Source organism: Cellulomonas sp. P4_A2, assembly GCF_056402515.1.
Window position 1 is genome coordinate 17,194 of the sequence record NZ_JBFUHG010000009.1, and the last position, 12,059, is coordinate 29,252.

Consider the following 12,059-nt stretch of genomic DNA (forward strand, 5'->3'; position numbering starts at 1 on the left):
TTTGTTGCGTTCTGATCACGTTCTTGTCGATACGTGTCACAAGCCCTGCGCCACCCGGAAGTACACCTGGTTCCAGCGGACCTGGTCCTTGAACCCCCGGCGGGTCGTGCCCTCGTCGATCACCAGCAGCTCCGTGCGGGCGATCTCGGCGAAGTCCTCGAACACCTCGATGCCGACCGCGGTCGACAGGACCGTGTGGTGCGCTCCGCCCGCCGTGAGCCACGCCTCCGCCGAGGTGCGGAAGTCGGGCCGCGGCTCCCAGACCGCTCGCGCGACCGGGAGGTGCGGCAGGGGTGCGGACGGCGCGACGACGTCGACCACGTTGGCCGTGAGCCGGAACCTGTCGCGCAGGTCGGCGAGCGACACGACGACGCCGACGCCCGGGTCCGCGTCGAACACCAGCCGGACCGGGTCCTCCTTGCCGCCGATGCCGAGGGGGTGCACCTCGAGGCTCGGCCGCGCGGTGGTCAGCGTCGGGCAGACCTCGAGCATGTGCGCCCCGAGGATGCGCTCGGCGCCCGGGGTCAGGTCGTAGGTGTAGTCCTCCATCAACGAGGCGCCGCCGGGCAGCCCGGCGCCCATCACCTTGGCCGCTCGCACGAGGATCGCGGTCTTCCAGTCGCCCTCGGCGCCGAAGCCGTAGCCGTCCGCCATGAGCCGCTGCACCGCGAGCCCGGGCAGCTGGCGCAGGGCGCCGAGGTCCTCGAAGCTCGTCGTGAAGGCCTTGGAGCCGAGCTGCTCCAGCAGGGTGCGCAGCGCCACCTCCTGGCGGGCGCCGTAGCGCAGCGACTCGTGCCGCTCCCCCCCGCGACGCAGCTCGGGCGCCACGTCGTAGAGGTCCTCGTACTCGGCCACGAGCTTGTCGATGTCCGGGTCCGCCACCTCGTCGACGGCCGCGACCAGGTCGTTCACGCCCCAGGTGTTGACCGAGACGCCGAACCGCAGCTCGGCCTCCGTCTTGTCGCCCTCGGTCACGGCGACGTTGCGCATGTTGTCGCCGAACCGTGCCAGGCGCAGGTCGTTGGTCGCCGCCCAGCCTGCGCAGGCGCGCACCCAGGTGGCGATCGAGGCCGTGACGGCCGGGTTGCTCACGTGACCGGCGACGGTCTTGCGCGGCGCGCCCAGGCGGGTCGCGATGTAGCCGAACTCGCGGTCGCCGTGGGCGGCCTGGTTGAGGTTCATGAAGTCGAAGTCGATGGTGTCCCACGGCAGCTCGACGTTCGCCTGCGTGTGCAGGTGGAGCAGCGGCGTGCGCAGCGCGTCGAGCCCCGCGATCCACATCTTGGCCGGCGAGAAGGTATGCATCCAGGTGATCACGCCGATCACGGAGTCGTCGGCGTTGGCCTCGAGCGCGGTCCGGCGGATCGCGTCCGACGTGGTCAGCACCGGCTTCCAGACGAGCGTCGCCGGCAGCTGCGTGCCGAGCACTCGGGCGATCTCCTGCGACTGCTCGGCCACCTGCCGGAGCGTGTCCTCGCCGTAGAGGCCCTGGCTCCCGGTCAGGAACCAGATCTCGCGGTCGGCGTACGGCTTGGTCATGAACGGTCCTCCGTGAGGGTCTGTCCGTACACGTGCTGGTAGCGCGCGTAGAGCGAGTCGATGTCTTCCTGGGCGATCCGGACGGTCGGGCCGAGCTGGCGCGCGATGTGCACCGTGCGCGCCACCTCCTCGACCATCACCGCGGCCTTCACCGCCGCGAGGGCGTCGCGGCCCACCGTGAACGGTCCGTGGTTGCGCATGAGCACGGCGGGGCTGCGGGAGTCGCGCAGCGTCTCGACGATGCCGCGGCCGATCGAGTCGTCGCCGATCAGGGCGAACGGGCCGACCGGGACGTCGCCGCCGAACTCGTCGGCCATCATCGTCAGCACGCACGGGATGGGTTCGGCGCGGGCCGCCCACGCCGTCGCGTACGTCGAGTGGGTGTGCACGACCCCACCGACCTCGGGCATGTTCCGGTAGACGTAGGCGTGGGCCGCGGTGTCCGACGAGGGCGCGCGGTCTCCGTCGACAAGCTTCCCGTCGAGGTCGCAGACGACCATCGAGCTCTCGGTGAGCTCGTCGTACGTCACGCCGGACGGCTTGATGACGAACAGGTCGTCGAGCCCGGGTCCCGTCGCCGGGTCGACCACCACGCGCTGCGACACGTTCCCGGCCGTCCACACGACCAGACCCCACCGTGGGAGCTCCGCGTGCAGGCGCGCCACGACGTCGCGGGTGCGGGCGACCGCCTCCAGGACCGGGCGGGTGTACGTCGTCATGTCGGTCTCCTGTGCCATGTCCTAGACCGCCTCCACCGCGGCGCGCTCGATCGCGAGGCCCGCGCTGTAGCGCTCGAGGTAGGTGTCGAACCCCTGGACGTCCCCCGCGTCGGGCGCCACCGTCTCGGCGACCGCGTCGCCGAACACGCGCGTGCTCAGGTAGGCGCTCAGGTCCTGCTCCGGCGCGGCGTCGAGGTAGGCCGCGAGCACCGCGATCCCCCACGCCCCGCCCTCGCCCGCGGTCTCGCCGACCGTCACCGGCGCCCCGACGGCGGCGGCGAGCAGCCGCTGCGCCACCCCGGCCGTCCGGAACATCCCGCCGTGGGCGTACATCGCGTCGAGCTCGACGCCCTCCGCGGTCAGGACGCGCATCCCTATGCTCAGGGTGCCGAACGCGCCGTAGACCTGGGCACGGACGAGGTTGGCGAGCGTGAGCCGGCTGTCGGGGGTCCGCACGATCAGCGGACGCCCCTCGGACAGCCCGGTGATCGGCTCGCCCGAGAGGTAGTTGTAGGCGAGCAGTCCCCCGCCGTCGGGCTCGCCCGCGAGAGCCTCGCGCAGCAGGACCCCGAACACCTCGTCCGACGAGGTCGGGTGTCCGAGGGCCGCGGCGAACTGACCGAAGACCTCCGCCCACGCCCCGAGCTCGCTCGCACCGTTGTTGCAGTGCACCATCGCGACGAGGTCGCCGGCCGGGGTGGTCACCAGGTCGAGCTCGTGGTGGACCGTCGAGAGCGGGCGTTCGAGCACGACCATCGCGAAGATGCTGGTGCCGACGCTGACGTTGCCCGTGCGCGGCGCGACCGCGTTGGTGGCGACCATCCCGGTGCCGGCGTCGCCCTCGGGCGGGCAGAGCGGGATGCCCGGCTGCACGGTCCCGGTCGGGTCGAGGAGCGCGGCGCCCGCCTCGGTGAGCCGGCCGGCCTCCTGACCGGCGAGCAGGATCTCGGGGAGCAGCAGCGCGAGGTCCGGACCGGGGTACGCGGCGAGCATGCGCGCGTCCCACGACCGGGTCGCCGGGTCGATCGGGAACATGCCCGAGGCGTCGCCGATGCCGAGCACCTTGCGGCCGGTGAGCTGCCAGTGGACGTAGCCCGCGAGCGTGGTCAGGAAGCGCACCTGGGGCACGTGCGGCTCGGCGTCGAGCGCGGCCTGGCGCAGGTGCGCGACGGACCATCGCAAGGGGATGTTGTGGCCGAACAGCCCGGTCAGCTCGGCGGCGGCCGGCCCGGTGCTGGTGTTGCGCCAGGTGCGGAACGGCACCAGGAGCTCGCCGGCCTCGTCGAAGGGCAGGTACCCGTGCATCATCGCGGAGACGCCGATCGCGCCGAACGTCGCCGGGCGCACGCCGTACTGCGCCTCGGCGTCGTCGAGCAGCGCCGCGACACTCTCCCGCAGACCCGTCCACACCGCGTCGAGGGAGTACGTCCAGACCCGGTCGACGAACTGGTTCTCCCAGTCGTGGCTGCCGCTCGCGAGCGGTGCGAGGTCCGGACCGACGAGGACGGCCTTGATGCGCGTGGACCCCAGCTCGATGCCGAGCGTCGTCCGACCGCTCACGAGGGCCTCGACCGGGTCGAACGTCATCACGCTGCCTCTCTGCAGACGACCGCGGCGGACGCCGGCGGCCGGTTGAATGTTAGCGCTAACATCGCCCGTCTTGTCCACACCGGCTTGGTCTCATTTCGGTCTCGGTCCTCCCGAGGTCGGCCAACGCCCGCCCGACCGGTCCGTGCGGCCGAGCTCACGAACGCCGCCGACGCCCGCCCGGTCGGCGCGTGCGGCCGTGCGCACGAACGCACCCGAGGCGCAGACGGTCTGCGCGTGCGGCCGAGCTCACGAACGCCGCCGACGCGCGCCCGGGCGGCGCGTGCGGGGTGCTCACGAGGTTGCCCGCACGCACCGCCCGGCCTCCGCGTGCGGACATAGCCGCGCCAGGGACAGGAGTGACTGGTGGGACGCGTGAGGCACCTCACCAGTCACACGTGTCCCAAGAGGGGCTAGGTCGACACAGAACTGGACGCCCTGACGGGGGCCGAGCAGGCTCAGCTCGGGCGGACGGAGCTGGCGCGGACGACCAGCTCGGCGGGGATGCGCTGGTGCAGCGTCTGCTCCCCCGCGAACGCGGCCTGCAGCGACGAGACGGCCAGCCGTCCGAGCGCCCCGAAGTCCTGCCGGACCGTGGTCAGGGGCGGTGTGTAGTGGGCGGACCCGACCTCGTCGTCGAACCCGACGAGCGCCACGTCCGACGGCACGCGGACGCCTGCCTCCCAGAAGGCGTGCAGCAGACCGAGGGCGAGCTGGTCGTTCGCGGCGAAGATCGCGGACGGCAGCCCCTCGCGCGCCAGCCGCAGGCCGAGGTCGTACCCGTCGGCGGCGTCCCAGGCGGCCTCGATGTGCTGCGGCGCCCCGGGCCCGCTGATCTCGCGCCAGCCCGCGAGGCGGTCCTGCGCGTCGAACCAGTCCTGCGGCCCCGCCACGTGCAGGACCGAGGTGTGGCCCTGGTCGAGCAGATGCTGGGTGGCGAGCCGGGCGCCGTGCCGCTGGTCGACGCCGACCGCGTGCAGGTAGGTCTCCGCGGGCAGGTCGGAGGCCGAGGAGATGAGGACGACCGGGACGGGCAGGTCGATCGCGGCGATGGCGGCGGCGACCTCCGTGGTCGGCGCGATGATCGCGATGCCGTCCACGCCGTGGCCCAGGAAGTGCTCGACCGCAGAATGCATCGTCTCGCCGTCGAACGTGCGGATCGTCGCGACGGAGACGTACCAGCCGACCTCGCGAGCGGCCTCCTCGAGGCCGACCAGCGTGCTCGTCGGGCCGTAGAGGGCGGTCGCGGGCGTGACGACGCCGAGCACCCCCGACCGGCGGGTGACCAGGGCCCGGGCGGCGCTGTTGCGGCGGTAGCCGAGCTGCGCGATCGCGTCGTTGACGCGCTCGCGCGTGGCCGGCCGGACCGACGGGTGGTCGTTGAGCACGCGCGAGACGGTCTGGTGCGAGACCCCCGCGAGCGCGGCGACATCGCTCATGGCCGGCGGCCGCGCAGAGGTCGTGCCGGTCATGTGCCCACCTTCGGACGCCGAGGGGTACGACGAACCGACGGCGCCCGGTCGATCTCGTCTGTGAGTGTCTGCTGGGCCCACGGTAGTGCGCCGGACGTCAGTAGACGGTCAACCCCCGCGCCCGGAACACCGAACGCGCCTCCTCGACCTGCGACGGGCTCGGCGGCACGGTGTCCTCCAACGCGTACTCGAGGCCCAGCTCGGCCCACTTGTCGCGCCCCATCTGGTGGAACGGCAGCACCTCGACACGCTCGGCACCGCCGAAGGCGACGATCTCGTCGGCGGCAGCCGCGACGTTCGCGGGCGAGTCGGTCAGGCCGGGGACCAGGACGAAGCGCACCCAGATCGCGATGCCGCGGTCGTTGAGGCGCCGCCCGAACTCGAGGGTGGGCCCGAGCTCGCGCCCGGTGACCCGGTGGTACGTGTCCGGCAACCCGGACTTCACGTCCAGCAGCACCAGGTCGAGGTCGTCGAGCATCGCGTCGGTGCAGTGCGCGCCGAGGAAGCCGGACGTGTCGAGCGCGGTGTGCAGGTCCAGCTCCTTGGCGCCGTGGAGCAGCGACGCCGTGAACGCCGGCTGCATGAGGGGCTCGCCGCCGGAGACCGTCAGGCCGCCGCCGGTGGCCGTGAGAACGGTCCGGTACCGCGCGAGTCGACCGAGGATCGCGTCGGCGGTGACGTCCGTCCCGCGGCGCATCTCCATCGTGTCGGGGTTGTGGCAGTAGAGGCAGCGCAGCGGGCACCCGGCCAGGAACACGGTCATCCGGGTGCCGGGCCCGTCGACGGCCGTCACGAGCTCCCACGAGTGCACGGAGCCGAGCTCACCCGTCCGGATCGACTCCAGCCGCGCGCTGCGGTCGAGCTCGATCGCGGACAGGCCTGCCGTCCCGGCATGTGCCCGTGGGAGCCCCAGGCCCACGGTGGTACTCATACCGAGCCGTGGAACGTCCGGGAGAGCACGTCCAGCTGCTGCTCGCGGGTCAGCCGCACGAAGTTCACGGCGTAGCCCGACACGCGGATGGTCAGCTGGGGGTAGTTCTCCGGGTGGAGCATCGCGTCCTCGAGCGTCTCGCGGTTGAGGACGTTGACGTTCATGTGGAACCCGTCCGACAGCACGTACGCGTCGAGGAGCCCGACGAGGTTGCCGACCCGCTCCTGCGGCGTCCGGCCGAGGCCGGCGGGCAGCACGGTCGAGGTCAGCGAGATGCCGTCCTGAGCCTGCTCGTAGGGGATCTTGGCCACCGACAGCGCCGACGCGAGCATCCCGTGGGAGTCCCGCCCGTTCATCGGGTTCGCGCCGGGTGCGAACGGAGCGCCCGCGGGCCGACCGTCGGGTGTCGACCCGGTCGCCTTCCCGTAGACGACGTTCGACGTGATCGTCAGGACCGACTGCGTCGGGACGGCGTCGCGGTACGCGGACAGCGTGCGGAGCTTGCCCATGAACGTCTCGACGAGCCCGACCGCGATGGAGTCGGCGCGGTCGTCGTCGTTCCCGTAGGTCGGGAAGTCGCCGTCCACCACGTAGTCCGTGACGAGTCCGCCGGGGACCCGGACGGGGTGCACGGCCGCGTACTTGATGGCCGCGAGCGAGTCGGCCACGACCGACAGCCCGGCGATGCCGCAGGCCATGGTGCGCAGCACGTCCGCGTCGTGCAGCGCCATCTCGAGGCGCTCGTACGCGTACTTGTCGTGCATGTAGTGCACGCAGTTCAGCGCGTCCATGTAGGTCTGGGCCAGCCAGTCCATCATCGTGTCGAACTTGGCCATCACGTCGTCGTAGTCGAGCACGTCGCCGACGACGGGGTCGGTGGCCGGTGCGACCTGGCGACCGGTGATCTCGTCGCGACCGCCGTTGATCGCGTACAGCAGTGCCTTGGCCAGGTTCACGCGGGCGCCGAAGAACTGCATCTGCTTGCCCACGCGCATCGGCGAGACGCAGCAGGCGATCGCGGCGTCGTCGCCCCAGGCCGACCGGATGAGCTCGTCGGACTCGTACTGCACGGCCGAGGTGTCGATCGATACCTGCGCGCAGAACCGCTTGAATCCCACCGGCAGGCGGTCGCTCCAGAACACGGTCAGGTTCGGCTCCGGCGCCGGGCCCAGGTTGTACAGCGTCTGCAGGTACCGGAACGACGTGCGCGTGACGAGCGGCCGACCGTCCTGGCCGATGCCGCCGATCGTCTCGGTCACCCAGGTCGGGTCGCCCGAGAAGAGCTCGTCGTACTCCGGGGTGCGCAGGAAACGTACGATCCGCAGCTTGATGACGAAGTCGTCGACGAGCTCCTGTACCTGGTCCTCGGTCAGCACCCCGGCGTCGAGGTCCCGCTGCAGGTAGATGTCCAGGAAGGTCGAGGTGCGGCCCAGCGACATCGCCGCGCCGTTCTGCTCCTTCACCGCCCCGAGGTAGGCGAAGTACAGCCACTGCACGGCCTCGCGGCCGGTGGTCGCCGGCTCGGAGATGTCGTAGCCGTACGACGCCGCCATGGTCTTCAGCTCGTTGAGCGCGCGGATCTGCTCGCTGTTCTCCTCGCGGGCGCGGATGACGTCCTCGGACGAGCGGCGGGTGTCCAGGGCGGCGCGCTCCTGGCGCTTCGCCTTGATCAGAGCGTTGACCCCGTACAGCGCGACGCGGCGGTAGTCGCCGATGATGCGGCCGCGTCCGTAGGCGTCGGGCAGGCCGGTGATCAGGTGCGACGAGCGCGCGGCCCGGACGTCCGGCGGGTAGACGTCGAAGACGCCGTCGTTGTGCGTCTTGCGGTACGTCCCGAAGATCTTGCCGACCACCGGGTCGGGGTCGAAGCCGTAGGTCTCGAGCGACTTCTCGACCATCCGGTAGCCGCCGTTGGGCATGATCGCGCGCTTGAGCGGCGCATCGGTCTGCAGGCCGACGACGAGTTCGTTCTCCTCGTCGATGTAGCCGGGGGCGTGCGACGTGATGGTCGACGGCGTGTGGACGTCGATGTCGTAGACGCCGCGCTCACGCTCGGCCGGGAACATCTCGCTCAGTCGCGCCCAGAGCGCGGTCGTCCGGGCGGTCGGACCCGCCAGGAACGCCGCGTCGCCCTCGTAGGGCGTGTAGTTGCGCTGGATGAAGTCCCGGACGTCGATCCGGTCCACCCAGGGGCCCGGCGCGAATCCTTGCCAGCCAGGCTCGCGGTCGCGTGCGCTGTGGTCGGTGGTGGGCACCGTGCTGGTGGACATCTGTGCTCCTCATGGGGTCGGTACCTCGACCCTAGAAGTGGCGGAGCGCGCGAGACCCGGGCCGAATGGCCCTAGGAGGACGTCGCGTAGGTCACACTCTACGACCGAGCGCGACGAGGGTGTCGCGCGCGATGTCCGTGGGGCGCAGGCGGAGCGTGCCGACGAGCTGGTCGCGCGTCGCGTGGTCGAGGAACGCCCGCGGGATGCCGAACGCCTGGACAGGGGTGGTCATCCCGGCCTCGGCCGCCCGCTGGCCGACGAGGGCCCCGATGCCGCCGTCGACGACGCCGTCCTCGATGGTCACCACGTGGTCGTGCTCGCCGACGAGCTTGGTCAGCGACTCGGGCACGGGCAGGACCCACCGGGGGTCGACGACGTCCACCCGCAGGCCGTGCGCGGCGAGGATGTCGGCGACGTCGAGCGCGGTGCCGACCATCGAGCCGATCCCCACGACGAGCACGGACGGGGCGTCGACCGGACCCTCGTGGCGCGCGAGCAGATCGACGCCGTCCAGGTCCTCGAGCGCGGGGATGGGGTCGCCCAGGGCGCCCTTGGGGTAGCGCACCACGGTCGGTGCGTCGTCGACGTCGACGGCGGCACGCAGGGCGGCGCGCAGGGTGGCCTCGTCGCGCGGTGCCGCGAGCCGCAGCCCGGGGACGATGCCGAGCATCGCCATGTCCCACATGCCGTTGTGGCTGGCGCCGTCGTCACCGGTCAGGCCGGCTCGGTCGAGCACGAACGTGACGCCCGCCTTGTGCAGCGCCACATCCATGAGCACCTGGTCGAAGGCGCGGTTGAGGAACGTCGCGTAGATCGCGACGACGGGGTGCAGGCCGCCGAACGCCATGCCGGCGGCGGACGTCGCGGCGTGCTGCTCGGCGATGCCGACGTCGAACACCCGCTCGGGGAACTCGGCCGCGAACGGCGCCAGGCCGACGGGCTGGAGCATGGCGGCGGTGATCGCGACGACGTCCTTGCGACGACGGCCGATCTGGACGATCTCGTCGGCGAACACGCCGGTCCAGCCGAACCGCGACGGCGCCAGCGGCAGGCCGGTCTCGGGGTGGATCCTGCCGACCGCGTGGAACCGGTCGGCGACGTCCTGCTCGGCCGGGGTGTACCCGCGGCCCTTCTCGGTGATGACGTGCACGATCACGGGCCCGCCGAACGCCTTGGCGGCCGCCAGCGACCGCTCGACCGCCCGGATGTCGTGCCCGTCGACCGGACCGACGTACTTGATGCCGAGGTCCTCGAACATGCCCTGCGGCACCAGGACGTCCTTGATGCCCTTCTTCATGCCGTGCAGCGCGTCGTAGGTGGCCCGCCCGGGGGGACCGGCGCGCCGCAGCGTCCGCTTGCCCCAGGTCAGCACGTTCTCGTAGCCGCGCGTCGTGCGCAGGGTGTCCAGGTGGTGCGCCATGCCGCCGATCGTCGGCGCGTACGAGCGCCCGTTGTCGTTGACGACGACGACCAGACGCCGGTCCTGCCCGTCGGCGATGTTGTTGAGCGCCTCCCAGGCCATGCCTCCCGTGAGGGCGCCGTCGCCGATGACTGCGACGACGTGCCGGTCGCCGCGGCCCTGCAGCTCGTTGGCCTTGGCGATGCCGTCGGCCCAGCTGAGGGCCGTCGACGCGTGCGAGTTCTCGACGACGTCGTGGTCGGACTCGGACCGGCTCGGGTACCCGGACAGGCCGTCGCGGCTGCGCAGCCTGGAGAAGTCGGTGCGGCCCGTCAGGAGCTTGTGCACGTAGGCCTGGTGACCGGTGTCGAAGACCATGGTGTCGAGCGGCGACTCGAACACGCGGTGCATGGCGATCGTCAGCTCGACGACGCCGAGGTTCGGGCCCAGGTGCCCGCCGGTCCGGGAGACGGACTCGACGAGGAACGTGCGGATCTCGGCGGCGAGCTCGTCCGCCTGCTTCGCGCTGAGGCGGCGCACGTCCAGGGGGGAGCTGATGCGATCGAGCTGTCCCATTCGGCGTGCACCTGCCTTTCCTGCGAGTCGGATCGTCACACTCTAGGACGTCGGGACCAGGAAGCACGTCCAGCGCGGCGCACTACAATCGACCGGAAAGGGGAACACCCATGCGCTTCCTGCCTGGCCACTCGGCCACCTCCGACCTCACCTACGGCGACGTGTTCCTGGTCCCGTCGCGTTCCGAGGTCACCTCTCGCTTCGACGTCGACCTGACGTCCGTCGACGGCACCGGCACCACCGTCCCGATCGTCGTCGCCAACATGACGGCCGTCGCGGGCCGCCGGATGGCCGAGACGGTCGCCCGCCGGGGAGGCATCACCGTGCTCCCCCAGGACGTCCCGACCGACGTCGTCGCCGAGGTCGTCGCCTCGGTCAAGGCGAAGGACACGGTCATCGAGACCGCGGTCGTCGTCGGCCCGCACGACACCGTCCACACGGCGCTCACGCTCATCGGCAAGCGGTCCCACGGCGCCGCCGTTGTCGTCGAGGACGGCCGCCCGATCGGTGTCGTCACCGAGGCGGACTGCGGCGGCGTGGACCGCTTCACCCAGGTCGGCGCCGTCATGAGCGCCGACCCGACGACCGTCGACCTCGCGGTCCTCGAGGAGGGCGGGCACCGCGGGCTGGAGGCGGCGTTCGAGAAGCTGCACGCGGCCCGGCGCCGGTTCTCCCCCGTGGTCCGTGACGGCGAGCTCGTCGGCGTGCTCACGCAGGTGGGCGCGCTGCGCTCGTCGATCTACCGCCCCGCGCTCGACGCGGACGGCCGGCTGCGCGTCGCCGCTGCTGTCGGCATCAACGGCGACGTGAAGCAGAAGGCCTCCGAGCTGCTCGAGGCGGGCATCGACGTCCTCGTCGTCGACACCGCGCACGGGCACCAGCGCAAGATGCTCGACGCCCTGAGCGCGGTGCGCTCGCTCGACCCGCAGGTCCCCGTCGTCGCCGGCAACGTGGTGACGGCCGCCGGGACGCGAGACCTGATCGAGGCCGGCGCGGACATCGTCAAGGTCGGTGTCGGTCCCGGGGCGATGTGCACGACGCGCATGATGACCGCCGTCGGCCGCCCGCAGTTCTCGGCCGTCCTGGAGTGCGCCGCCGAGGCGCGCCGGCTGGGTCGGCACGTCTGGGCCGACGGAGGCGTGCGGCACCCCCGCGACGTCGCGCTCGCGCTGGCCGCCGGTGCCTCCCAGGTCATGGTCGGCTCCTGGTTCGCGGGCACGCACGAGAGCCCCGGCGACCTGCACGCCGACGGCACCGGCCGGCTGTACAAGGAGAGCTTCGGCATGGCCTCGGCGCGTGCGGTCGCCGCCCGGACGCGCGGCGGGACCGCTTTCGAGCGTGCCCGCAAAGCGCTCTACGAGGAGGGCATCTCGTCGTCGCGGATGTACCTGGACCCCAAGCGGCCGGGCGTCGAGGACCTCATCGACCACATCACCGCGGGCGTGCGCTCGGCGGCGACCTACGTCGGCGCGACGTCGCTCGACGAGCTGCACGAGCGCGCCGTCGTCGGCATCCAGTCGGCGGCCGGCTACGAGGAAGGGCGTCCGTTGCCGGACGGTTGGTGAC

Annotated in this window: 8 protein-coding genes; 1 reads left to right on the forward strand and 7 read right to left on the reverse strand. The window is 71.9% G+C overall.

Annotated elements, in window-relative coordinates:
• Window positions 1–36: 36 nt before the first annotated feature.
• From araA to dxs, 7 genes are all read right to left on the reverse strand, one after another.
• Window positions 37–1,539 (reverse strand): L-arabinose isomerase, encoded by a 1,503-nt coding sequence (gene araA, locus AC1DUE_RS11095; RefSeq protein WP_477039477.1) that lies wholly within the window; start codon window positions 1,537–1,539, stop codon window positions 37–39.
• The gene (locus AC1DUE_RS11100) at window positions 1,536–2,276 is read right to left on the reverse strand and encodes an L-ribulose-5-phosphate 4-epimerase (protein ID WP_477039478.1); all 741 of its coding nucleotides are present in this window, start codon (window positions 2,274–2,276) and stop codon (window positions 1,536–1,538) included. Before AC1DUE_RS11100 ends, araA begins: the two co-directional genes overlap by 4 nt.
• 3 nt (window positions 2,277–2,279) lie before the next feature.
• Window positions 2,280–3,845, reverse strand: coding sequence for a xylulokinase (locus AC1DUE_RS11105; RefSeq protein WP_477039560.1), 1,566 nt, complete (start codon window positions 3,843–3,845; stop codon window positions 2,280–2,282).
• Between the two features lie 458 nt (window positions 3,846–4,303).
• Window positions 4,304–5,317: a LacI family DNA-binding transcriptional regulator gene (locus AC1DUE_RS11110; RefSeq protein ID WP_477039479.1), complete on the reverse strand. Its 1,014-nt coding sequence runs from the start codon at window positions 5,315–5,317 to the stop codon at window positions 4,304–4,306.
• Window positions 5,318–5,414: 97 nt separating this feature from the next.
• Window positions 5,415–6,248 (reverse strand): pyruvate formate-lyase-activating protein, encoded by an 834-nt coding sequence (pflA, locus tag AC1DUE_RS11115; RefSeq protein WP_477039480.1) that lies wholly within the window; start codon window positions 6,246–6,248, stop codon window positions 5,415–5,417.
• Complete coding sequence (pflB, locus tag AC1DUE_RS11120; RefSeq protein WP_477039481.1) at window positions 6,245–8,518, reverse strand: formate C-acetyltransferase; 2,274 nt, start codon at window positions 8,516–8,518, stop codon at window positions 6,245–6,247. The genes pflA and pflB overlap by 4 nt, the downstream gene beginning before the upstream one ends.
• Before the next feature lie 91 nt (window positions 8,519–8,609).
• Complete coding sequence (gene dxs, locus AC1DUE_RS11125; RefSeq protein WP_477039482.1) at window positions 8,610–10,493, reverse strand: 1-deoxy-D-xylulose-5-phosphate synthase; 1,884 nt, start codon at window positions 10,491–10,493, stop codon at window positions 8,610–8,612.
• Between the two features lie 110 nt (window positions 10,494–10,603).
• Between dxs and AC1DUE_RS11130 the strand changes: the two genes are divergently transcribed.
• Window positions 10,604–12,058 (forward strand): GuaB1 family IMP dehydrogenase-related protein, encoded by a 1,455-nt coding sequence (locus AC1DUE_RS11130; RefSeq protein ID WP_477039483.1) that lies wholly within the window; start codon window positions 10,604–10,606, stop codon window positions 12,056–12,058.
• Window position 12,059 lies beyond the last annotated feature (1 nt).